The organism is Acidithiobacillus ferriphilus (genome assembly GCF_028215975.1).
Classification (GTDB): domain Bacteria; phylum Pseudomonadota; class Gammaproteobacteria; order Acidithiobacillales; family Acidithiobacillaceae; genus Acidithiobacillus; species Acidithiobacillus ferriphilus.
Genome location: NZ_CP116458.1, coordinates 2,044,999 through 2,066,583 on the forward strand (window position 1 = coordinate 2,044,999; position 21,585 = coordinate 2,066,583).

Below are 21,585 nucleotides of genomic sequence, written 5' to 3' on the forward strand. Positions count from 1 at the left end.
ATCATCGACGACAATAGCGATTGTCGCCCGGCAGCAAACACGCAAACCTTCTCTGGCATGAAAGCTGCTAGATATTATTGCCGCACCCGTGGAATTTTCAGCGTCAGAGGAACATATTAATGAAGCGCAGCCTGCGTCGACTTGTCAACCTGATGTTACTGGCTGGCTCTTCACCCGCTCTGCCTTTTGGGGTAGATGCGTACACCACCGTCGCTGATTCCACAAAGGGAATCAGCTTTCCACAGTGGTTTCGAAGTCAGGTAAAGATTGACCTATATTTCTCGGTATTCTGAAAATCTGTTCCCTTACGCATGGTACCAGGATTTAGCAGAAACGTGGTCTTTGAATTAAACCAGAGAACAAACCTAAGGAGACTTTTTGTGATGAATAACACGATACATAGACGCCAGTTTTTGGGTACCACCTTAGCCACCGGGGCGGTCGCCACCGCAGCGGGAATCGGTCTGATAAAGCCCCGACTGGCCTTTGCAGATAATGTACCGGGCTGGCCAGCCAAGGCCTTCGATGCCAAGGTCCTTAAAGATGCTATGAGCAATACCATAGGCAAAGCACAAGTGGCTGTTTCATCCAAGGTTAAACTGACTGCACCCTCTATCGCCGAAAACGGTGGTGCAGTACCCGTCACTATCGAAATTGATTCGCCGATGACCGCCGATGACTATATTGCCACGGTTTACTTATTCGTGGATCACAATCCAACCCCCCTTACCAGCCAGTTTACCTTCACCCCGGCTTGCGGACAGGCTTATATTCAGGAACGCATCAAGATGGCCAAGACGGATAACGTCCGCGTGGTAGCAAAAACCAACAAAGGTGAATTCATGGCCTCAGCACCACGTGAAGTCAAAGTTACTATCGGCGGTTGCGGCGGTTAATTCAGAAAAACCCAAACTTTATAGAGGATATCATTCATGTCAAAGAATATCGGTAACCCAATGATTCGCATGGCAAGCAATGCAAAAAAAGGGGAGATTATCGAAGTGCGGTCATTGATCATGCACCCTATGAGCACCGGCCTGATGAAGGATAAGGCGGGTAAGATTATTCCCGCTCATATCATCCAGACGGTAAATATTACGTTCAATGACAAGCCACTCCTGGATGTCGACTGGAGCACCGCAGTGAGCGCCAATCCCTACCTGGCCTTTAAATTACGTGCGGAAGACAGTGGCACCCTGAAGATGGTCTGGAAAGACAACAAAGGTGGGGTTTGGAGCGCCGACGCCAAACTGACCGTAGCCTGATTTTGTGCGTACCGTCCGGAAATCTCTAGCCAATATCAAACGGCAGTGCCGATATGAGTACGTTGCAGATCAATCTTACCCCCTTTTCGAGGACTGTCGATATCGGGAGAAAGCGCTTACTTCCCGACCTGTCTGGTCACATGATCTGCCCAGAACACGCTGCAAAAACATATGCAAGGATGTGACAAAAAAGCAGGGACGGTACCGGAAAGCGTGGACTATTGTAATCCGGAACATTTTATGGGCCGTTTAAGTACTGGCATCAGGATCAATGTTCCGGGCTATCGGCCCACATCTAAGCCGCCGGGCGACAACTCTTCCTCTGGAACTGCCCCCCTGGAACAACCAACTAACGGGAAATACAAATATGAATATACTCAAGTCGATTCCATTCATACCAGCCACCCTCCTATGCAGTGCATTGTTATTTTGCGGGCCTGCGGCCGCCGCAAGCATTGCGGCACCGGTGTCCGGGATGCCAGCTATCAATACCAATACCCCCCTCTACATCGTGAATGTGCAAAAGGGGGTTACCCCTGCACAAATAAAGATGGGGATCCAGAGTGGTGCGGAGGCAGAGAACATGAATCTCGTAGGTTCCCTGGACGTTCAGCAGGGGCTCAAAGCACGCGGCATCAAGAACAGTCAGCCTTATGTTATCTATGAGGTATGCAATCTGGTGTTGGGAGCTAAAATTCTCAAAACCACTCCAGAATTCGGGGCCTTTGCACCCTGTAAAATTGTGATGTATGAACAGGGAGGTCAACTTAAACTTATGACCTATTTACCCACCTATGCCCTGAGATACTTTCCGAAAAATGCCGAGTCCGCGAAGGTCGCCAACGAATTGGATCGGCAGATCATTACAGTGATGAAGCAGGCTGCGGCTGGTGGGCTTTAAGCACTATTGGAGGATTTCATGAATTTAGGAAGACGTGATTTTTTGCAGTTGATGGGCATCGCAGGTGCCGCAAGCTTCTTTTCGCCCGGTGCTGCGCAATCTGCTTGGGGTGCTGATGCTGATCCCTATGAAATTTCCGACTATGGTAATGTGACTTTATTACACATGACCGATTCCCATGCCCAGCTTTTACCGGTCTGGTGGCGGGAACCCGATACGAATATCGGTATTGGGCCCGTGCTTAACCAAACGCCCCATCTTTGTGGGAAATGGATGCTGGATTATTATGGAGTAGCCACCCCGGCATCTAACGAATATGCCTATTCTTGCCTCGACTATGACACCCTGGCCCACAAATATGGGAAAATTGGCGGTTATGCTCACATCGCCAGCCTGGTTAAGCGGTACCGTGCGCAACGCGGAGACAAAGTACTCATGTTGGATGGTGGCGATAGCTGGCAGGGTTCTGCAACCAGCCTCTGGACCAAAGGCGCGGATATGGTCGGTGCCCAGAACTTACTTGGCGTTGACGATTTTGTCGGTCACTGGGAATTCACCTACGGTCAAGATCAGGTGGAACATCTGATCAAAACCGAACTGAAGGCAAACTTTCTGGCACAGAATATCTTTAGCAATACCTGGCAGGAACTAGTATTCAAGCCCTACCACATTCATGAAGTAAGCGGACGCAAAATCGCGGTGATCGGTCAGGCTTTTCCGTTCACGCCCATCGCCAATCCCAGGCATTTTATGCCGGACTGGGGCTTCGGCATCCACACCGAACATATGCAAAAAATGGTAACGGAATGCCGTGAACAACATCATGTTGATCTGGTCGTTGTACTCTCTCACAATGGCGCTGATGTAGATAAAAAAATGTCGTCTCTGGTGAACGGTATTGACATCATTCTTGGCGGGCATACTCACGATATTATGGGCCCAAAGCCATTTATGGTGAATAAAACCCTGATCATAAATACCAGCACAAACGGCAAGATATTGGCCCGATTCGATCTGGATGTGGGTAAAGGCAAGCTGAATGGCTGGCGTTTCCACTACCTGCCGGTATTCTCTAATCTGATCAAAGAGGATGCTGAAATGTCCGCATACATTCAAAAGGTCCGCGCGCCTTACAAAGATAAGCTTGCGCAGCCTTTGGCGATCACCGAAAGCCTCCTCTATCGGCGTGACAATTTTAACGGTACTTTTGACCAACTTATCTGCAACGCGTTGTGTGAAGAAATGGACTGTGAAGCGTCTTTCTCTCCGGGATTCCGCTGGGGTTACTGTAAACTTCCAGGCGAAACCATCACCATGGAGGATGTGATGGGACAAACTGCCATCACTTATCCCCAGGTAACCGTTAATACCTATACAGGCGAAGAAATCAAAAACATCATGGAACAGGTCGCTGATAATATTTTCAACCCCAACCCTTATTATCAACAAGGTGGAGACATGATTCGGGTCGGCAATATTCAATACGATTTCGATCCTGATGAAAAGATTTATCACCGCTGCAGCAACATGCGGGTTGGCGGTAAATCCATATCACCCACTAAAAAGTATAAAGTGGCCGGATGGGCAGCCATGAAACCCGTGGAGGGTAAACCCATTTGGGAAGTTTTCGCCCATTGGCTACAGTCCAAAAAGCAGGTGCGCGTAGACAAACTGGATCTGCCAGTGCTCAACAAAGATATGGCCAGCAACCACGGCATTGCCTTCCCGAAGTCCTACGATTTATAAACTTCGTTGCAGATAACACGCGTAACGCACCGGCGCTCAGCGCCGGCTTTTTTGTGCCCGTCGTGCTGATTTCTGCCGAACACTCAGCCTGCCCGGCATCCACCAAAGGTTCAGGCACACCTCAAAACGGATGCTGTGGCCATCCATCCACAGGCTTCATGGCTTTGGTCTCGGCCATTGCTCATGCTAGACTGCTCCATGCACATGGCTTGTTGCGGATGCAGTGACCTTACTGTCCCTTCGAAGCGATTTCTTCCACTTTCAGCAAGGCCTTCAACTTGATGATATTTAAAAGAATTCTTGGGGTTTTCTCCACCGATCTCGCCGTGGACCTGGGCACTGCCAACACCCTGATTTACGTGCGCGGCAAGGGTATCGTGCTGTCTGAACCCTCCGTAGTAGCCATCCATACCGGGCGGCATGGGGCCACCAGCCGTCGGATGTATGTCGGGGAAGAAGCCAAACGTATGCTGGGTCGCACACCAGCAAATATTACGGCAATCCGACCCCTGAAAGACGGCGTGATTGCCGATTTCCAGATTACCGAGGCCATGCTCAAGCACTTCATCAGACGTGTGCACCATCAACGCTTTCTGAGCCCAAGCCCGCGGATTATCGTCTGTGTACCCTATGGAGCAACGCAAGTAGAACGGCGAGCCATCCGCGAGTCGGCGATGAGTGCGGGTGCACGTGAAGTACACCTGATTGAAGAGCCGATGGCGGCCGCCATCGGGGCCGGGATGCCCGTTGCGGAACCAACCGGCTCTATGGTGGTGGATATTGGCGGTGGCACCACCGAAGTCGGTGTCATCGCGTTGGGTGGGGTGGTCTACTCCCAGAGCGTACGTGTCGGTGGCGACAAAATGGATGAGGGGATCGTCAACTACATCCGTCGCAATTACGGCATGCTGATTGGCGAGACTACCGCCGAAGAGATCAAGAAAAAGGTGGGCTGCGCCTATCCCGGTCAGGAAGTACACAGCATGGAAGTACGCGGACGCAATCTCGCTGAAGGCGTTCCGCGGACTTTTACGATTACCAGCAATGAAGTTCTTGAAGCCCTTCAGGAGCCATTGGGTGCAATTGTCGGCGCCATCAGACTCGCGCTGGAGCAGACCCCCCCCGAACTCGCTGGCGACATCGCTGAACGGGGCATGGTGTTGACCGGCGGTGGCGCCCTCCTCCGCGACCTGGATCGCCTGATCATGGAGGAAACAGCACTACCGGTCATCGTTGCGGAGGATCCGCTAACCTGCGTGGCGCGGGGCAGCGGCCGGGCGCTCGAAGAGCTGGAACTGCTGGGTGAGGTGTTTGCTGACGATTAAGCTTACGGCCCTTCCTGAGCTACCATGCCTGCATTGTTTTTTCCTCATCGCTACCCGCCGCTCCTTCGCGTAGCGGTGCTTGTTCTGTTGTCCGTATTTGTTTCGGTGCTCAGCAAAAAATATCCCAACATGGAAAGTGTTTCTTTAACCATGGCTTATCCGGTGCAATGGGTAAGCATGCAGGAAGCCGACTTCTGGCGGCAAGCTGACAATTACCTGCAAAGTCGTGCTGCGCTAGAATCCGAAAATATCAGACTACACGCGGAGATCGTTCGTGCCCAGCCCAAACTATTAGAAGCAGATATCCTGCGTAACGAAAACCGTCAACTTCTTGCGCTACTTGACAGCATCCCCCAGCCGCCTGGGAAGGTAACCGTCGCACAGGTTATCGCGCAGAATTTCTTGCCTGGGAGCCAATTGTTAACCATCAACATGGGTGCGCGCGCCGGCGTATTTGTCGGGCAACCCGTTCTTGCCGCAGGGGGAGTAGCTGGCCAGGTAATCCGTGTTTCTCCTATGAGCAGTCAGGTGGCTCTGCTTTCCGACCTGGACAGCAGCATTCCCGTACAGCCCGCTGGCGCGGATACGCCCTTGCTGGTAGACGGCAGGGGGGATATCGATCGCCTTGCAATCCCCTTTCAACCGCGCAACACCGCCCTCAAAGTCGGTGACAAACTCGTCACCTCTGGCTTAGGCGGGCGTTATCCACCAGGATTGAACGTCGGTACGATTTCCGCAGTTATCCATAATGGTGACCAACCCTTTGCACAGATTGCAGTGCAACCAGCCGTTCGCCTGGGACAGTTGAATACGGTGCTTATGCTCTGGGACCGTCCATTCCCAAAGCCCGCAACCACGCCATGATCGCCATCGCGCTCATTCTCGGCCTTTTTTTTGCACTTACCGCGGAAATCATTCCCTGCGGCCCGCTTTATGCGTTACTCCATCCCGATTTTGTTGCTCTGCTGCTCATCTATTGGGCGATCAGCAGCAACTCCGAACTGAGCTTCACCATCGTCTGGCTGATTGGTCTGTTTCAGGACATGGTGCTCGGAGATATGCTGGGAGCACAAGCCATCGCCGGGGTTATTATGATTTATCTGCTCTACACCAGCCTTGGCAGAGTCCGTCGCCTACCGTCCTGGGAGCAGCTGTTCTTTATATTTCTGTTACTGCTCACGCACCGTTTGCTGGTCTGGTTGTGGCAGGCTTGGGCAGGTTTTATCACATGGCACTTTTCGCTGCTCCTGGGACCCTTGATCGGCGCTCTGCTGTGGCCGCTTTTTACGCTAGTCCTCGATTCTCTGCGTCACGCATTACGTCCGCGGCATACATGAGCACATTGCAGCCCGCCCATGAATATCGACCATTCGTTCATCGGCTTCTCGTCATTGCCTACGCGCCAGCCGATCATCCGCGTATCGCCGACCTCCTTGCCGGGGCGGCAATCGCTACCCATCTCCATATGGTGACAGCGCCGGGGATCAACCCATGAACTGGCACACTCGCCTGCTGCGGCCGCTGCGGAAACTGGATCCGGCACTCATGACGGGCATCGTGATACTCATGCTCATCAGCCTCGCGGTGCTGTATAGCGGCAGCCAGGAAAGCGTCCACGTGGTGCTTGCCCAATTTTTGCGATTCGCTATCGGTATCGTCGTCTTGGTAACCGTCGCCAACACGCCACCTGAACGTATCCGCGCCTGGGCGCCCACCTTGTACGTCATAGGTATCATCCTGCTCGCTATCACCCTCGTGGCGGGCAAAACCAATCTTGGCGCACGCCGCTGGCTGGGAGTCGGGCCGTTGACCTTTCAGCCCTCGGAACTGATGAAACTCGCCCTGCCCCTGTTCCTCGCCTATTATTATTCTCAACAGGAAAACGTCCGCCACTGGCTCTCTGCCATCGCGGGATTTGTGCTCATTGCCATCCCCTTTTTGCTCATCGCCAAGGAACCAGACCTTGGCACAGCCGCCCAAATTGGCGCTGCTGGGATCTTCATGATGTGGCTGGCGGGAGTACGCCGCCGCTGGTTTATTGGGCTCATCACCCTAGCCGCAATCAGTGGGCCGATACTCTGGCATTTTCTGCACGAATACCAAAAAGAGCGCATCCTGACTTTCCTGGATCCCCAACGCGACCCTCTCGGTGCGGGATACCATATCATTCAGAGCATGATCGCCGTAGGTTCTGGTGGATTTTGGGGAAAGGGCTGGTTCAACGGAACCCAGGTCAACCTCGATTTTCTGCCGGAAGCCCAAACCGACTTCGTTTTTGCGGGATTTGCCGAGGAGTTTGGCTTGGTCGGAGTCATTGTCCTCATCTCCACTTACCTGCTCATTGTCTTGCGCGGCCTGGTAATCGCCTATGAGTGCCGGGATTCCTTCGGTCGTCTCATTGCCGGCACCCTGAGCCTGACTTTCTTCCTTTATATTTTCATCAATATGGGTATGACCACAGGGATCCTTCCCGTGGTAGGAGTGCCTCTGCCGCTGATAAGCTATGGCGGAACAGCTATGCTGACCTTTATGGTCGGGTTGGGTATCCTGATGTCGGTCCACGCCCATCCGCGCACACATGAATAATGCGATTTCTCCCCAAAAAGCGCCAGGTGTCGGGCACAGCCTTCCGCTCCCAGGCATGGCTTTCTGCCGGGGCATCGCTATAATTCCAGACCTACCCAAAACCACTCCAAATCCCGATCAGCGCTCACCACTGAGGCCCCTCATGATTGTCCGTACTACCCTGATCACCAGAATGCTCGCCTTGTTCGTCGGCTTGTGTCTCGCACCCTGGGCGTTTGCCGCAACCCCGATGCCCATGCTACCCACACCACCTGCACCGGCCTTGCCAACCATCGTCAGCTATGTGCTGATGGACTACGATACCGGACAGATCATCGCGGCTAAAAGTGAAAACCTGCGCCGCGCGCCAGCCAGCCTCACCAAGCTGATGACGGCCTATCTGACCTATCAGGCTATTCAGGGCGGCACTCTGACCCCTCAGGAAAACGTCCCTATCTCCAATACGGCTTGGAAGACAGGGGGCTCCAGCATGTTCGTCCAGCCCAACACGCCGGCGAATGTTGATCAATTACTGCATGGATTGCTGATTGATTCAGGGAACGATGCGGCGGTAGCTCTTGCCGAAGCGGTGGGTGGCAGTCAGTCGGGCTTTGTCACGCTGATGAACGATATGGCCCTGCGCCTCAATCTGCACAACACCCATTACAGCAATGTCGATGGTCTGCCAGACAGCAATCTCTATACCACCGCGCTGGATGTCGCCAAGCTGTCGCACGCCTTCATTCAGCAGTTCCCACAGGTGATCCAGATCACCAGGGAAAAGTCTTATACTTACAATGGTATTACCCAGCGGAGCTGGAACCCCGTACTTTTTCGTGACCCTACGGTGGATGGACTGAAAACCGGCCTAACCGACGCCTCCGGCTACTGCATTGATGCTACTGCCATGCGGAATGGTCGTCGCCTGATTGCCGTTGTTCTCGGCGGACCGAACTGGGCCGGCAGCACCAATGCCGTCGAAGCCCTGCTGGATTATGGATACCGCTTTTTCGTTAACCATCCGCTTTATACTGCCGGGGAAAAAGTCAGCGAGATCACCCGCAGCGATTTATCGCCCATGCATATCCCCGTAGGTATCGAACAAGCCGTGAACCTTACGGTTCCGAAAGGACATTTTTCCGAAGTACAACGCGTGGTAGAAATTACACCCAATCTCCAGGCCCCGCTAAAGAAAGGTGCGGTCGTCGGGCGGCTCGTCTTCCTGCTGGATGGCAAACCACTGAAGTCCGTGCCAGTTGTCGCCCAGACTTCTGTGGAGAAGGCGAGCTGGATAGCGCAGATCTTCCACAAGATCAGCAACGCGCTATAAGCAAAATGCCGAAGCTATGGCAGGTCTTCACCTCAGACAGAGGAAGACTTACCATGACCGGGAGGTACCATGGATTGGTCCTGTCCGACAATGACACGAGAGGATTACGAGACGCTATGGAAACCGAAAAAAATCCAGCAGAAGACTTTCCGCACCTGCACCATGTCAAGGCCATTGGTCAGCACGCGGATCTACTCGCGGCGGTACGTGCGGCGATCGCAGCTCATGCACCGGACTTACCGGACACGGCCTTCTCCTGCCGACCCAGCAGCCAGGGACAATATCAAGCCGTCACGGTTTCCCTGGAGGTCCACAGCCATGAACACCTAACCAACATTTATAACTCCATCAAAAGGATTGATGGCGTGATCCTTTGCTTATGAATACGCCCATACTCATTCGCTGCTGGCCAGGGTTACTTCCTTACTTCACGGTGCTGGACGCCATGCGCGAATTCACGTCCCAGCGAGATGCCGACACACCAGACCAGATATGGCTTCTCCAGCATCCTCCGGTTTTTACCCTCGGACGCAATGCTGACGCGGCAGACGTCCTTGACCCTGGTCCCATTCCGGTTATTCGCAGTGATCGCGGTGGCAAAGTCACCTACCATGGACCGGGACAATGGGTAGTCTATATGCTCATTGATCTCCCCCGTATGGGAATCAACGTCCGCACCTTAACCACCGCCATGGAACAATCCGTCATTCATCTGCTCCAGCAACGTGGCGTGAGTGCCCATGCACGTCGCGATGCTCCCGGAGTCTATGTGGGCGATGCCAAAATCGCCTCCTTGGGCCTGCGTATTCAGCGCGGTCGCAGTTACCACGGCCTCAGCCTCAACACGGAGATGGATCTGAGCCCATTCCAGCGTATTCATCCTTGTGGCATGGTCAATCTCGCTGTCACTCAGGTGCACGACCTCTGTCCGAACTGGCCAAGCCACGACGTTGCCGAAACCCTGATGGCGGAATTGGCTATCAGCCTGGATCGCCCCTTAAGAAAAGGAGGTGCCTGACATGGACCCCCAACACCAGTCTAACAAAGCCGAGCGCGGTGCCGAAAAGACCGCACGCAACCCCATACCCATCATTCCGGTAAAGTCCGAACGCCAACCCAAGCCCCAGTGGTTGCGGGTACGATCACCCTTAACCCCTGAAGTGGACAGGCTCAAAAAGATCCTGCGTGCAGCGGACCTCCACACGGTCTGCGAAGAAGCCTCCTGCCCTAATCTGGGCGAATGCTTCGGCGCTGGGACGGCGACCTTCATGATCCTGGGAGACATCTGCACCCGTCGCTGCCCCTTCTGTGACGTGGCCCATGGCCGCCCGCAAGCACCCGATCCTCTGGAACCTGCGCACCTTGCCCAGACCGTGGCAACAATGGGACTGCGTTTCGTCGTCATTACCTCCGTAGACCGCGATGATTTGCGCGATGGCGGCGCCCAGCACTTTGCTCAAGTTATCTCAGCCCTGCGTGAGAATTGCCCAGAACTGCACGTGGAAATCCTCGTACCGGATTTCCGCGGCCGGGTGGGCAAGGCCTTGGCAGCACTCCGGGAGACACCGCCGGATGTCTTCAATCACAACCTGGAAACCGTGCCACGCCTGTATTTGCAGGCCAGACCAGGTGCAGATTATGGCCACTCGCTGCAACTGCTCTCGACTTTTAAGGCACAGCACTCCGCAATCCCCACCAAATCCGGACTAATGCTGGGCCTGGGCGAGGAACTCGATGAAATCCGCACGGTGATGCAAGACTTGCGGCAGGCCGGATGCGAGCTACTCACCCTGGGGCAATATTTGGCACCCTCCCGCCATCATCTGCCGGTCGCCCGTTTCGTTCCACCGGAAGAGTTTCAGCAGTTACAGCAAGAGGGTATGGCCATGGGTTTCCGCCACGTCGCCAGCGGCCCACTGGTGCGATCTTCCTATCATGCCGAACGCAGCTTCCATGAGATACGCAGGGACTGAGCGGAGCCAGAGGAGGCATGTTGCTGCGCTACACCACCGTACTTACCCTGGCCTCAGCGTCGCTGCAGCCGCCTGGTCTTTTATTGGTCCTCGCCGCCATCGGCTGGTTGGCAGAAGTCCTGGGTTGGCGTTATTTCGGACGAGTGCTCATTCTGCTCGCACTGGGCATCCTTTATTTTTTCTCTACCGCCGTCGGTGCCAGGCTCCTCCTCCTGCCACTGGAGGATCGTTACCCCCCATTCGTACAACCCGTGGGCAGCAGCGAAACGCCCAGGGCGATTGTGGTGCTGGGCGGCGGCGAGGTCATGCAGTCTCCGGAATCTACCCAGGAGACTGCGAATGCGCGCACGCTCGTGCGCCTGATGACCGCCGCCCAACTGGCCAAACAAACCGGACTCCCCATAATTCCCAGCGGCGGGGCACCGCGATTGGGCGTCCCACCCGAGGCGGTCACCATGGAGCACATCCTGCGCCAGGATCTAGGCGTACAAGGCGCTATCTGGCCGGAAACCCAATCCTACAATACCGCAGCTAACGCCGCAGACAGCGCGGCATTGCTGGCCAGGCACAATATCCACCAGGTATACCTGGTGACCTCCGCATTGCACATGCCACGGGCGGTTGTCTGGTTCCGCCACGCTGGCTTGAACGTGATCGCCGTTCCCACCGATTACCGTCTGGATCGGGTGAGCGGACTCCGGCTGGATAGCTGGTTGCCGCGGGCCATTTATCTGGAAATCAGCAGCGAGGCAAGTCACGAATACCTCGGGCTGTTTTGGCTCTGGATTCAGGAGCAGGGGATCGGAGGGGGACACTAGTAGCCCCACCTCCTCGAGGAGAGAATGACGTTCTACGGCTTCTGATCGGGGAAAGTCACCTGGACATGCAGATGTTCCTGGTTGGTGGCGCTCGCCAAAGACAACGGCGGCGGCACTGCGGCGCCATTCGCCGATGGACCGTAAGGTGCGTATGCATACGGCGTTGCGGGAAGTGCGGCAGACAGTGTTTTATAGCTCGGCGCGTCGACCCCGATGGGGAGTGCCACCGTGTTGTGCTCCGCCACGATACGTCGGACCTTGGCCCAATCGATATCCTGATTGATGTGATTCTGCACCATAAAAGACTTGATCGTCATAACAGCACGCTGTAAATCCGGGATGCCTTTCTTGTGATAGGCATGCATCGGCTTGTATGACTGCAGATAGACTTGCTCATCCCGTACACCCACGAGGTTGGGCTGATCAATGATCCGCACCGGGGTACCCACTGGAACCATGGGGAAAAGTTGCGCGACATTCTCCGGGAACATCTGAAAACAGCCCTGACTGGCCCGCATACCAACACCCCAGGGATGGTAAGTACCATGGATGAAGATGCCGGAGAGTCCGGTCTCCATCGCCAGTTCACCCATGGGATTTTCTGCGCCTGGTGGCCAATACCACGGGATATCCATATGGAATTTCTTCTCGAACCACGCATGGATATTTTTGGGGACATTCCATGCGGGCATTTTAAACTTGGCAATAATCTGCGTGGCCGTCAAACGCTCCTTCCAGCCCGGCAAAAAGACACCAACAGGATAAGTGTATACCACTCGGTCATTCGTCGGAAAATAGTAAATACGCCGTGCTGGAATATCCACGATGATCCCGGTCCATGGCTTCGGCGGCAAAACATACTCGGCCGGGATAACCACCTTGCTGGCCTGGCCAGGAAGCCAGGGGTTGATGCCGGGGTTAGCCGCCGTCACCTGATTGTAACCCAGGTCGTAGAAACGCCCAATATCCAGAAGCGTATCATCGCTATGGGTGGTTATTGCCTTAAGCGCTCCAACAACGTTGCCCTGGGCGGGCAAAGCATAGACACTGGCATCCGCGACCGTCGCACCATACCCCATGAAGGCTGCCAGACACCAGACACCTAACTGTTTTCGCATCATTAATATTTTCCTGTTTGCGGCACATTAGAAAAAGCAAAAACACCATCCACCGCACGCGCGCATTGGCAGCGTCCGGCATTACCGTCATAATCATAAGGTAAAAGGAGGCGTGTATGGAATCACCACACCTGATATTCTTGAGAAGTGTAGTAAACAATAAACCTGCTTCCAGTGAGAAATTACGCGATGCGCTACACCGTCTCGATCATATGCTAACTAATCTGACTAACAATCTGCGCGTGACTTACGGGGGTCCCTACGTCGGTCTGAAGCACACGCCTCAGCAACACCGGATCTGTATCGCCGAACAGCAATGGTCACTACAGGAACGCGGCTGGGGGGTTGCGGTTTGCACGAGCCATCCCGTGCATGGATGGCGTGCCGAATGGCGACTGGCCGCCGTAAGTCGCGAGCGCCTCCCCCTCATCGTCAATGCACTACCGGTATTATTTGCGGGTTACGCAGCCGCAGTGGATGTCTCTCCGACTGCAAGCCGTCCCAGCACGAAGCGCATCCATGAAATTGCCGAACTCTTCGCACATTGACAGCACCATTAAAACGCCTATCTACAAGGCCAATGGCGGCAAAGAAGCAAAACCGCGCCCATCCTGAAGCGAGATTCCTGCATGGAATTGCCCATCGATAGCCTGATTATTATAGCTTTCCTCGTGGCCATGGTCATCTTGGCCGGGTTGTGGAAGGTGTTGCACAGGCAAAAGCTCCTCAACGCCCCAAGCACACGACGCAATGCCCGCGAGAACAGCGGGGGCAAGGCACAAGCAACCCCGGCCATTAAAATCGGTCCAGTCAATGATATGCCGGAAACAAGCTCCTTTGTACAGGTCAATGAAACCAGTATTCTTGACGAAGTGGAGATTTATCTTTCCTATGGTCACCTTGAACAAGCTGCCACATCCCTGAGCTGGTACGTGGATCACAACCCCGACGATATTCAGCAGATGCGTCGGCTGTTGTCGATCTATCGTGAGATTTCTGACATTGATCACTTCGCTGAACTTTTAGAAAAGCTCAATGATTCTGGGGCCATCCCCGGCACAGAAGCCCAAGATCTCGTTTTGGAAGGATTAAAACTGGATCCGCAAAACCTGCAATTGCGGGTAACTGCAGAAAATTTAGGGGTGAACAGCGCGCAAATTGCTGCGGTCGTCACACACGCTCTGCATGCGCCGCAATCTGCGATATCTTCCTCACTCGTCGATGCACAGAGAGCGTTGCAGCAAGCCATCGTCAACCCGGAACCGCTGGATCTTCTATCTGGATTCGTTGTGAAGCCCGGGCAGGCATCGAGCGGAGCTTCGAAAAACGGCTTTGCGGACGCAGGTGTCATGCTGCTGACCGGGTCCGAAGACCTCACACCGCTGGCCGAGGAGGAGTATGAGATAGTGGCCGGACTGATTTCACCTCTCAGTGCCGCACGTCACTTACTGACGTGCCGCCAATATTCTGAGGCTGAACGCCTGTTACGCCGTAACCTTATTCTCGATCCGCGCAAACTCATCCTCCAGGTTACCCTTTTGGAAGTGCTTTACATCCAGCGACGATGCGCCGCCTATGCCGAATCCCTCCTTCAGCTCTATATTACATTGTGGGGCGCAGGTAGCGCCTTGCGGACGCGATTGCTGCACCGCGGCCAGCGACTGGGTAAGCATGACCTGTGGACCGCCCTTGCCGAAAGTGACGGAGAAGAAAATATTCTTGCAGAATTGGCAGAGCAGTACGGACTTTATCTGCCGATCACCGCCATACCACTGAGTAGTCCACCACTGGTAACAGAAGAAATTCGCCGCGATCATCAGATCACTCCGAAAGACAGTGAGGACAGTATTATCGAAGAATGCGACCTGCTTTTGGAGTATGGACAGGTAGATGAAGCCGTAGATCTTCTGGAAAAGGTCACATTAGCTCAACCTGAGCATAGCGTTTATTACGGACCGCTCCTCGAAATGTATGAACGGATGGACGCCCGCGAGCGCTTTTCCCAATTCATCCAATCGATTCTTGCAATGGATACGCAGCCCAATGAAGATATCATGCGCCAAATGTTCAGCCTTGCTGAACGCCTCCAGCGCCAACCGCAACGACAGATCATTTAGGATTTGATCATGACGAAAAACCCCTCTAATAGCGACAGAATTTTCATTCGCAGCATTGGGATGGATGCACGCAAAGAAGCCGTCTTCCGTATGGCTTTCAAAATGTTTACCCGACGCCATTATCAACTGCTGGATACCGGTGACACACAAACACCTGCGGTGACCATTATTGATGTGGATGGTACGGAGGGTATGGCCATCGCTCAGCGATTACATGACGAACGACCAGAACAACGTATTCTCCTGACGAGTGTTTCCCCGCAAGCCGATAGCATGTTCCCGGTGTTGCAGAAACCTGTACGTATGGAAACCCTGTTTCCAGCGCTGGAGTCGTTACTGAATGGTGGCTCCGCACCAGGAAAACCAGCAGGAAGAAGTGGTGCCACGGTCATGCCTATTCGGCCCGAGGTCACGATCTCCGCGCTGTCCACCACCGTTGTCCCATCGCCCACCGCCGCAAACCCGCCTGCCCCAAAACCCGTCACGGCGCCAACCGCTATGCCACGTCCCGTTCCGGTGTTGCATCCTGAAGAAATACGTCATTTCAATCCTCAGGCCGGCCTACTGGGACTTTTACAGATGATCCGGCGCGATCAGTCGTCAAGCGTTATTGTGGATGACCAACAACGGATCATCCTGCAATTAGATCCGATGACTGATCAGGCCATCTTGCTGACGGACGATGAACATCTCAAATCGCTGGCACGGGAAGAACACCCACGGCTACAAATGCGTGCCCCCAGTAACACCGACATCCCCGCTCATGCATCCACACGGCACCTCACTCTCCAGTCTCTGCTCTGGCAAATGGGTGCATGGACAGCTGACGGGCGCCTCAGCCAGCAGCTACAGATCAACGCCCCGGTACAACTGAAGCAATGGCCCAACCTGACGCGACTCACCATGCTGCCTGACGCACTGCGTTTAGCAGCTTTTCTTGCCCGCTCGCCAGCTTCTCCGGCATTAACGGTGAAGATGTTACACGTTGAGCCCCATGATCTCTTCAATTTTCTTGCCGCCGCAGACAGCTTAGGACTGTTGCGCTACAACACGGCGGAGAATCCCGACAACCGCATCCAACCAGTGATGCCTAATACGCCAACGGTTGCAGAAATACCCACGGCCAAAAGAAGCTTCTTGGGCCGTCTTCTTGCCCGCATTTCAGGGCTGTAAAATGAAAATGCAGAGAGTACTTGGCCAAAAATTATATTGAAGGAGCCAACGTTGTGAAAGAAGACAATAAAATTATCTTTACCGGTCCTGTTGGTGTGGGCAAAACAACGGCCATTTCAGCATTATCAGATATCCCAATTATCTCCACCGATGCCCAGGCCTCGGATATGACATTAAACCGCAAGGGTCACACCACCGTGGCGATGGATTATGGCATACTCAAGCTGGACGAGGGCACTAAAATTCACCTGTATGGCACCCCTGGCCAAGAGCGTTTCGACTTCATGTGGGACATTCTCACCACTGGTGGTCTGGGCCTCATTTTGATGTTGGACAATACCCGCCCTAACCCGAAAAAAGATCTGCACTTTTTTCTCCATGCCTTCAAAGATTTTATTGTCAACGTTCCCATAGTCATCGGAGTTTCAAAAACGGATATCCAGGCGCAGCCCCGGATAGCTGACTACGCCAACATGCTCCCAGAAGTAATCACTGATCTGCGGATGCTTAATCCCATTCCGCCGATTTTCGAAGTAGACGGTCGTAACAAGGACGACGTTAAAAATATGGTTATGGCACTTCTTTATTCCATCGATCCCGGGATCGGGGATCAATTATGAGTATCGAACTGGTCGCCACCAACACTGATCTCTATGGTGAAGTGACACCAGCCGGGGCTTTTTATGCCACATCCAGCCCGGAGCAGGAAGGAAACCGGGCAATTCTTTTATATATTTTGCGAGAAGGACATCGAGCCCCCTTCAGCATTAAAGCCGCCCAGCGTTGGACTCAGGCGGCAAACGCAGAGGAAGCCCTACGCAGCATTTTCCGCCTGCAACGACTGGGGTTATTACGGGGTACTGCGCATCCACGTCAGCAAGAAGATAAACGTCTGGAAGATGCGTTACCTCCCCTCCTCGCACGACTTTCGGATGCACAAAAGACACTCCTCGCCGATGAAAATGGCTTTTACCTCGCAGCAGCCGGCTACACCCATGAAGCCGCGGAAGAACTCGCCGGACTTTCGGCAGACTTACTCTCCTTGCAGACCAGGCATGGCCGCTTGCTGAAAAATAACCTGCGTATCAACACCGAGACCTGGGGACTGCTCGATCCCGCCGGACGCTCTGAGCTGGGGTTTTGGCCATTATTTATCGGTCAGCAGCGTTTCATGCTTGTGATCGGCGGTACGCCTCGCCTGCAGGACCAATCCTTCGTTACCTTGGTACAAGATCTAGACAAGCGCTATTTCTAAAGAAACAAATATTTTCATACACTCAACAAGTCATCAGGAGAATAAAAATGCGTGAAGAAATGCTCAAGTCCGTCCTCAGTGATCTGAACGGGTCTTCTGCGGACATCGAGGCCTCAGCCGTAATTTCTACCGATGGACTCACTATCGCCTCACTGCTTTCTTCGACCATGGATGAAGACCGGGTCGGTGCCATGGCGGCGGCGATGCTTTCCCTGGGCGACCGCACTGCCGTAGAACTGGCGCGAGGCGAGCTGGAACAAGTCATGATCAAGGGCGATAACGGCTACGTCCTACTCATTCACGCTGGCCCGGATGCCGTTCTGACCGTTATTGCGCGTAAAGAGGCGAAGCTTGGACTGGTATTTCTCGACGCGAAGCGGGCGGCTCTGGGAATTGCCGAATTACTTTGAGGTCAATCGCGGCGCACGAACAGACGGGCGCCCTTCACAGGGCAGGCTGCGTTGGGTCATAATGCGCGAAACTTCTGCCAGAGATCCGTATGACCTTCCAGGAAATCATCCAGCAACTGCAAGGCTTCTGGGCCGGTCAAGGCTGTGTTCTGCTCCAGCCCATGGACATGCCGGTCGGTGCCGGCACCTTCCACCCCGCCACTTTCCTGCGGGCCATCGGCCCCGAGCCATGGCGGGCCGCCTATGTGCAGCCCTCCCGGCGTCCCACGGATGGCCGTTACGGAAATAATCCCAATCGTCTCCAGCACTACTATCAGTTTCAGGCGGTGCTCAAACCCAATCCGGTGAACCTGCAAGAACTCTACCTCGAATCGCTGGCGGCCCTCGGTATTGATTCCCGGGTGCAGGATATCCGTTTTGTCGAAGATGACTGGGAGTCACCGACCCTGGGTGCCTGGGGTCTGGGCTGGGAAGTCTGGCTGAATGGGATGGAAGTCACCCAGTTCACCTATTTCCAGCAGGTCGGTGGCTTGGATTGTCATCCGGTCATGGGCGAAGTCACTTATGGTCTGGAACGGCTGGCCATGTACCTGCAGGGCGTCGAAAGTGTTTATGACCTCGTGTGGACCCCCGGCGTCCTCTACGGAGATGTGTTTCATCAGAACGAAGTGGAGCAGTCCCGCTATAATTTTGAGCTGGCTCCGGTAGAAGACCTTTTCCAGCGCTTCGACCAGGCAGAAAAAGACTGCCGTGCGTTGTTGACGGCGCAGCTCCCCCTGCCCGCCTACGAACGGATACTGGACTGCTCCCACACCTTCAACCTGCTGGATGCCCGCCATGCCATCGGCGTCAACGAGCGCGCGCGATTCATCGGCCGCGTCCGTACTCTCGCCCGTGGCGTCGCCGAGAACTATGCCGAAGCGCGTACCGCCCTCGGTCATCCTTTACTGCGGAGCCAAGATGTCAGCGACTGAAGATCTCCTGCTGGAACTAGGTTGTGAAGAATTGCCGGCGCGGGAACAAATACCCCTGCAGGATGCCGCGACCGAGATCGTGGGCCAATTACTCGACAAAGTTGGGTTGCAGTATGGAAGCATCCGCGGCTATGTCACTCCGCGACGACTCGCCCTCTGGATTAAAGACGTGTCCCGGCAGAGTCTGTCGCAGGAAACCCTGCGTCGTGGCCCGCCCGTAGAGCGCGCCCGTGATGCGCGGGGTAGGCCCACGGCGGCAGCAGAGGGCTTTGCCCGCTCCTGCGGGGTCAGCGTAGACGATCTGCTCACCCTGGAAACGGACAAAGGCCCAATCCTTGCGTGGCGGGAGGTCGGCGCGGCCCAGGACAGCCATCTCCTGTTACCCGAGATCGCCAGCAAACTGGTGGCCAGCTTGCCCCTGCGCAAGCGTATGCATTGGGGGGAACGTCCCGATAGTTTCCTGCGTCCGGTGCGCTGGCTCTTGCTGCGCCAGGGCCAGCAGGTGCTGGACTGGAACGTTTTTGGTCTGGACGCCGGTGGAGAAAGTTTCGGGCATCGCGTCCATCATCCCCAGTCGGTCCAGATCACCACCCCCGCCGATTACGCCGAATCCTTATCGCAGGCAAAAGTGATGGCAGATTTTGCCGAGCGTCGCGCGCGCATTGCCGGCAAAATAGCAACCTTGGCCGATGAGATGGCCGTCATCCCCATCCTGCCGGAAGCACTGCTGGATGAGATCACCGGACTCAACGAATGGCCGGTCATTCTCGCCGGCAGCTTCGCCGAGGACTATCTGCAGGTACCGGAAGAGGTGCTGATTACGGTCATGATGCAGCACCAGCGTTATATTCCCCTGCGCGGCCAGGATGGGTGCCTGGTGCCCCATTATCTGTTCGCGGCCAACCTGCACAGCCTGGATGCGAAGGTCGTCATCAATGGGAATAACCGGGTACTGCGCGCCCGACTGGCCGATGCTGCCTTCTTCTGGGATCAGGATCGCCAAGTCTCCCTGCAGACGCGACGGGGCGCACTCGCCGGAGTGCTGTTTCAGGACGGCCTCGGCAGCATTTTCGACAAAACCACGCGCCTGCAGGCACTTGCAACAGCCCTCGCGCCGCAGTTCGCAGCAAATGCAAGCGATGTGGGCCGCGCCGCAGAACTCTGCAAAAGTGACCTGCTTAGCGGTCTGGTGGGCGAGTTTCCGGAATTGCAGGGCATCATGGGCGGCCACTACGCCCGACATGACAATGAAAATATCCGTGTTGCCACAGCCATCACCCAGCATTACATGCCCAGTGGTCGCGATGATGAAATTCCGGCAGATGCGCATGGGCAGTGCCTGGCCATTGCCGACAAACTGGACACCCTCTGCGGCTTTTTCGCCATCGGCAAAGTGCCTACCGGTGACCGCGACCCCTTTGCCCTGCGCCGCGCCGCACTGGGGGTGCTGCGCATTGTGCTGGATGCTCGGGTGCCCCTGAATCTGGACACAGCGGTAACCAGTGCGCTGGTCGCTTACGGCAGCACTGTTGCCAAGAACAGAACAGAAACACGGAGCGCAGTGCTCGACTTCTTTCAAGATCGGATGCGTGTCCATTTCCGGGAAGAGGGCTTTCGCGCCGACCAGATCGCCGCCGTGCTCAGCCGCCAACCCCACGAACCACTGGATGCGCGCCAGCGTCTTGAGGCCCTCGCCCTTTTCCAGGCCGAACATGCGGCGGCGGATGCTCTGGCGGCGCTGATCAAACGGATCAACAATCTATTACGCAAGGAACCCCTCTCCGCTGACTGGCAAGTAGACCCGCGGCACTTTGCGGATCCCGCAGAGGGCGCACTCTGGGAACATTGGCAAGTCCTGGCGCAACCCGTTCATGTGCAGCTCGCAAAAAGCCAGTATGCCGCCACTTTAGACTTGCTCGCGGGCTTACGTCCCTCGGTCGATCAATTTTTTGATGCGGTCATGGTTCTTGCTGAAGAACCTGTACTACGCCAGAACCGTCTCGCCCTGCTTGCCCAGCTCCAGGAGGTGTTTCTGCGCATCGCCGACTTTTCGCAGTTACAGGGGGTCTGATGGGGCAACTGGTGATCCTTGATCGTGACGGTGTCATCAACGAAGACAGTAACGCCTTTATCAAATCTCCCGCCGAGTGGCGCCCTATTCCGGGCAGTCTAGAGGCTATTGCGCGGCTGAACCGCGCCAGCTACCAGGTTGTGGTAGCCACCAATCAGTCCGGTGTAGGTCGAAGGCTTTTCGATATCCGTACCCTGACCGCTATTCATCAGCGTATGCGTCAGGAACTCGCTGCCGTAGGCGGTCGGATAGATGCCATTTTCTTCTGTCCTCATACTCCGGAAGCAGAATGCGCGTGTCGCAAACCGGCGCCCGGCCTGTTTCGCGAGATACAGGAGCGTCTGCAGATCTCACTGGAGCAGGTTCCCGCCATTGGTGACAGTATGCGCGATATGCTCGCCGCGCGTGCAGCCGGTGCACGGCCCATGCTGGTGCTGACGGGTAAAGGCCAAAGCATGCGTTTGGCAGCGGAAGCGGCGGGCGTTTCCATTTTTACGGATCTTAACGCGGCGGTACACGCCATTCTCGGCATTCCGTGATACGT

At 55.0% G+C, this 21,585-nt stretch carries 24 protein-coding genes; 23 read left to right on the forward strand and 1 reads right to left on the reverse strand.

The genetic code is table 11. The features are described from left to right. Nucleotides 1-383 precede the first annotated feature (383 nt). The 14 genes from soxY (at nucleotide 384) to PJU76_RS10315 (ending at nucleotide 11,923) form a co-directional block, all read left to right on the forward strand. The gene (gene soxY, locus PJU76_RS10250) at nucleotides 384-896 is read left to right on the forward strand and encodes a thiosulfate oxidation carrier protein SoxY (protein ID WP_271779453.1); all 513 of its coding nucleotides are present in this window, start codon (nucleotides 384-386) and stop codon (nucleotides 894-896) included. Nucleotides 897-932: 36 nt separating this feature from the next. Next, nucleotides 933-1,265, forward strand: a complete 333-nt coding sequence (gene soxZ, locus PJU76_RS10255; RefSeq protein WP_271779454.1) for a thiosulfate oxidation carrier complex protein SoxZ — start codon at nucleotides 933-935, stop codon at nucleotides 1,263-1,265. 367 nt (nucleotides 1,266-1,632) lie between these two features. Then, entirely contained in the window at nucleotides 1,633-2,166 is a 534-nt protein-coding gene (locus tag PJU76_RS10260; RefSeq protein WP_271779455.1) for a DUF302 domain-containing protein, read from the forward strand. Nucleotides 2,167-2,184: 18 nt separating this feature from the next. Next, entirely contained in the window at nucleotides 2,185-3,912 is a 1,728-nt protein-coding gene (soxB, locus tag PJU76_RS10265) for a thiosulfohydrolase SoxB (RefSeq protein ID WP_271779456.1), read from the forward strand. A gap of 281 nt (nucleotides 3,913-4,193) precedes the next feature. After that, a complete protein-coding gene (locus PJU76_RS10270) occupies nucleotides 4,194-5,237 on the forward strand; it encodes a rod shape-determining protein (protein ID WP_271779457.1) in 1,044 nt (347 codons plus the stop codon). A gap of 24 nt (nucleotides 5,238-5,261) precedes the next feature. Further along, nucleotides 5,262-6,101: a rod shape-determining protein MreC gene (mreC, locus tag PJU76_RS10275; RefSeq protein WP_271779458.1), complete on the forward strand. Its 840-nt coding sequence runs from the start codon at nucleotides 5,262-5,264 to the stop codon at nucleotides 6,099-6,101. Beyond that, entirely contained in the window at nucleotides 6,098-6,574 is a 477-nt protein-coding gene (gene mreD, locus PJU76_RS10280; protein ID WP_271779459.1) for a rod shape-determining protein MreD, read from the forward strand. Before mreC ends, mreD begins: the two co-directional genes overlap by 4 nt. Further along, nucleotides 6,571-6,732 (forward strand): hypothetical protein, encoded by a 162-nt coding sequence (locus PJU76_RS10285; RefSeq protein WP_271779460.1) that lies wholly within the window; start codon nucleotides 6,571-6,573, stop codon nucleotides 6,730-6,732. Before mreD ends, PJU76_RS10285 begins: the two co-directional genes overlap by 4 nt. Then, nucleotides 6,729-7,823, forward strand: a complete 1,095-nt coding sequence (gene rodA / locus PJU76_RS10290) for a rod shape-determining protein RodA (protein ID WP_271779461.1) — start codon at nucleotides 6,729-6,731, stop codon at nucleotides 7,821-7,823. The genes PJU76_RS10285 and rodA overlap by 4 nt, the downstream gene beginning before the upstream one ends. 142 nt (nucleotides 7,824-7,965) lie before the next feature. Further along, complete coding sequence (locus tag PJU76_RS10295; protein WP_271779462.1) at nucleotides 7,966-9,132, forward strand: D-alanyl-D-alanine carboxypeptidase family protein; 1,167 nt, start codon at nucleotides 7,966-7,968, stop codon at nucleotides 9,130-9,132. Nucleotides 9,133-9,248: 116 nt separating this feature from the next. After that, a complete protein-coding gene (locus PJU76_RS10300) occupies nucleotides 9,249-9,515 on the forward strand; it encodes a DUF493 domain-containing protein (protein WP_226824907.1) in 267 nt (88 codons plus the stop codon). Beyond that, entirely contained in the window at nucleotides 9,512-10,150 is a 639-nt protein-coding gene (lipB, locus tag PJU76_RS10305) for a lipoyl(octanoyl) transferase LipB (protein WP_271779463.1), read from the forward strand. Before PJU76_RS10300 ends, lipB begins: the two co-directional genes overlap by 4 nt. Nucleotide 10,151: 1 nt before the next feature. Next, nucleotides 10,152-11,105 carry a lipoyl synthase gene (gene lipA, locus PJU76_RS10310; RefSeq protein ID WP_271779464.1) on the forward strand — a complete coding sequence of 318 codons (954 nt, stop codon included), beginning with the start codon at nucleotides 10,152-10,154 and terminating at the stop codon, nucleotides 11,103-11,105. 17 nt (nucleotides 11,106-11,122) lie between these two features. Then, the gene (locus PJU76_RS10315; protein ID WP_271779465.1) at nucleotides 11,123-11,923 is read left to right on the forward strand and encodes a YdcF family protein; all 801 of its coding nucleotides are present in this window, start codon (nucleotides 11,123-11,125) and stop codon (nucleotides 11,921-11,923) included. 32 nt (nucleotides 11,924-11,955) lie between these two features. On the opposite strand, the gene PJU76_RS10320 is transcribed toward PJU76_RS10315, so the two are convergent. Continuing rightward, the gene (locus PJU76_RS10320) at nucleotides 11,956-13,044 is read right to left on the reverse strand and encodes a L,D-transpeptidase family protein (RefSeq protein ID WP_271779466.1); all 1,089 of its coding nucleotides are present in this window, start codon (nucleotides 13,042-13,044) and stop codon (nucleotides 11,956-11,958) included. Between the two features lie 113 nt (nucleotides 13,045-13,157). Here PJU76_RS10320 and PJU76_RS10325 point away from each other — a divergent pair, with 113 nt between their 5' ends. The 9 genes from PJU76_RS10325 to gmhB all read left to right on the forward strand — a co-directional run bounded on the left by PJU76_RS10325 (nucleotide 13,158) and on the right by gmhB (nucleotide 21,580). After that, nucleotides 13,158-13,589, forward strand: coding sequence for a hypothetical protein (locus PJU76_RS10325; RefSeq protein WP_271779467.1), 432 nt, complete (start codon nucleotides 13,158-13,160; stop codon nucleotides 13,587-13,589). A gap of 270 nt (nucleotides 13,590-13,859) precedes the next feature. Next, nucleotides 13,860-15,158 carry a hypothetical protein gene (locus PJU76_RS10330; RefSeq protein ID WP_271779468.1) on the forward strand — a complete coding sequence of 433 codons (1,299 nt, stop codon included), beginning with the start codon at nucleotides 13,860-13,862 and terminating at the stop codon, nucleotides 15,156-15,158. A 9-nt stretch (nucleotides 15,159-15,167) separates the two neighbouring features. Further along, on the forward strand, nucleotides 15,168-16,331 hold the full coding sequence (locus PJU76_RS10335; RefSeq protein WP_271779469.1) for a response regulator: 1,164 nt from the start codon (nucleotides 15,168-15,170) through the stop codon (nucleotides 16,329-16,331). A 53-nt stretch (nucleotides 16,332-16,384) separates the two neighbouring features. Then, on the forward strand, nucleotides 16,385-16,951 hold the full coding sequence (locus tag PJU76_RS10340; RefSeq protein WP_271779470.1) for a GTP-binding protein: 567 nt from the start codon (nucleotides 16,385-16,387) through the stop codon (nucleotides 16,949-16,951). Then, a complete protein-coding gene (locus PJU76_RS10345; RefSeq protein WP_271779471.1) occupies nucleotides 16,948-17,586 on the forward strand; it encodes a roadblock/LC7 domain-containing protein in 639 nt (212 codons plus the stop codon). The genes PJU76_RS10340 and PJU76_RS10345 overlap by 4 nt, the downstream gene beginning before the upstream one ends. 47 nt (nucleotides 17,587-17,633) lie before the next feature. Next, the gene (locus PJU76_RS10350; protein WP_215849321.1) at nucleotides 17,634-17,996 is read left to right on the forward strand and encodes a roadblock/LC7 domain-containing protein; all 363 of its coding nucleotides are present in this window, start codon (nucleotides 17,634-17,636) and stop codon (nucleotides 17,994-17,996) included. Nucleotides 17,997-18,085: 89 nt separating this feature from the next. Continuing rightward, nucleotides 18,086-18,970 (forward strand): glycine--tRNA ligase subunit alpha, encoded by an 885-nt coding sequence (gene glyQ, locus PJU76_RS10355; protein ID WP_271779472.1) that lies wholly within the window; start codon nucleotides 18,086-18,088, stop codon nucleotides 18,968-18,970. Continuing rightward, nucleotides 18,957-21,041 (forward strand): glycine--tRNA ligase subunit beta, encoded by a 2,085-nt coding sequence (gene glyS / locus PJU76_RS10360; RefSeq protein WP_271779473.1) that lies wholly within the window; start codon nucleotides 18,957-18,959, stop codon nucleotides 21,039-21,041. The genes glyQ and glyS overlap by 14 nt, the downstream gene beginning before the upstream one ends. Then, the gene (gene gmhB, locus PJU76_RS10365; protein ID WP_271779474.1) at nucleotides 21,041-21,580 is read left to right on the forward strand and encodes a D-glycero-beta-D-manno-heptose 1,7-bisphosphate 7-phosphatase; all 540 of its coding nucleotides are present in this window, start codon (nucleotides 21,041-21,043) and stop codon (nucleotides 21,578-21,580) included. The genes glyS and gmhB overlap by 1 nt, the downstream gene beginning before the upstream one ends. Nucleotides 21,581-21,585 lie beyond the last annotated feature (5 nt).

Coding starts and splice junctions, on each gene's coding strand:
- soxY (WP_271779453.1), top strand. CDS start 384: ATGAATAACACGATACATAGACGCCAGTTTTTGGGTACCACCTTAGCC.
- soxZ (WP_271779454.1), top strand. CDS start 933: ATGTCAAAGAATATCGGTAACCCAATGATTCGCATGGCAAGCAATGCA.
- PJU76_RS10260 (WP_271779455.1), top strand. CDS start 1,633: ATGAATATACTCAAGTCGATTCCATTCATACCAGCCACCCTCCTATGC.
- soxB (WP_271779456.1), top strand. CDS start 2,185: ATGAATTTAGGAAGACGTGATTTTTTGCAGTTGATGGGCATCGCAGGT.
- PJU76_RS10270 (WP_271779457.1), top strand. CDS start 4,194: ATGATATTTAAAAGAATTCTTGGGGTTTTCTCCACCGATCTCGCCGTG.
- mreC (WP_271779458.1), top strand. CDS start 5,262: ATGCCTGCATTGTTTTTTCCTCATCGCTACCCGCCGCTCCTTCGCGTA.
- mreD (WP_271779459.1), top strand. CDS start 6,098: ATGATCGCCATCGCGCTCATTCTCGGCCTTTTTTTTGCACTTACCGCG.
- PJU76_RS10285 (WP_271779460.1), top strand. CDS start 6,571: ATGAGCACATTGCAGCCCGCCCATGAATATCGACCATTCGTTCATCGG.
- rodA (WP_271779461.1), top strand. CDS start 6,729: ATGAACTGGCACACTCGCCTGCTGCGGCCGCTGCGGAAACTGGATCCG.
- PJU76_RS10295 (WP_271779462.1), top strand. CDS start 7,966: ATGATTGTCCGTACTACCCTGATCACCAGAATGCTCGCCTTGTTCGTC.
- PJU76_RS10300 (WP_226824907.1), top strand. CDS start 9,249: ATGGAAACCGAAAAAAATCCAGCAGAAGACTTTCCGCACCTGCACCAT.
- lipB (WP_271779463.1), top strand. CDS start 9,512: ATGAATACGCCCATACTCATTCGCTGCTGGCCAGGGTTACTTCCTTAC.
- lipA (WP_271779464.1), top strand. CDS start 10,152: ATGGACCCCCAACACCAGTCTAACAAAGCCGAGCGCGGTGCCGAAAAG.
- PJU76_RS10315 (WP_271779465.1), top strand. CDS start 11,123: ATGTTGCTGCGCTACACCACCGTACTTACCCTGGCCTCAGCGTCGCTG.
- PJU76_RS10320 (WP_271779466.1), bottom strand. CDS start 13,044: ATGATGCGAAAACAGTTAGGTGTCTGGTGTCTGGCAGCCTTCATGGGG.
- PJU76_RS10325 (WP_271779467.1), top strand. CDS start 13,158: ATGGAATCACCACACCTGATATTCTTGAGAAGTGTAGTAAACAATAAA.
- PJU76_RS10330 (WP_271779468.1), top strand. CDS start 13,860: ATGCCGGAAACAAGCTCCTTTGTACAGGTCAATGAAACCAGTATTCTT.
- PJU76_RS10335 (WP_271779469.1), top strand. CDS start 15,168: ATGACGAAAAACCCCTCTAATAGCGACAGAATTTTCATTCGCAGCATT.
- PJU76_RS10345 (WP_271779471.1), top strand. CDS start 16,948: ATGAGTATCGAACTGGTCGCCACCAACACTGATCTCTATGGTGAAGTG.
- PJU76_RS10350 (WP_215849321.1), top strand. CDS start 17,634: ATGCGTGAAGAAATGCTCAAGTCCGTCCTCAGTGATCTGAACGGGTCT.
- glyQ (WP_271779472.1), top strand. CDS start 18,086: ATGACCTTCCAGGAAATCATCCAGCAACTGCAAGGCTTCTGGGCCGGT.
- glyS (WP_271779473.1), top strand. CDS start 18,957: ATGTCAGCGACTGAAGATCTCCTGCTGGAACTAGGTTGTGAAGAATTG.
- gmhB (WP_271779474.1), top strand. CDS start 21,041: ATGGGGCAACTGGTGATCCTTGATCGTGACGGTGTCATCAACGAAGAC.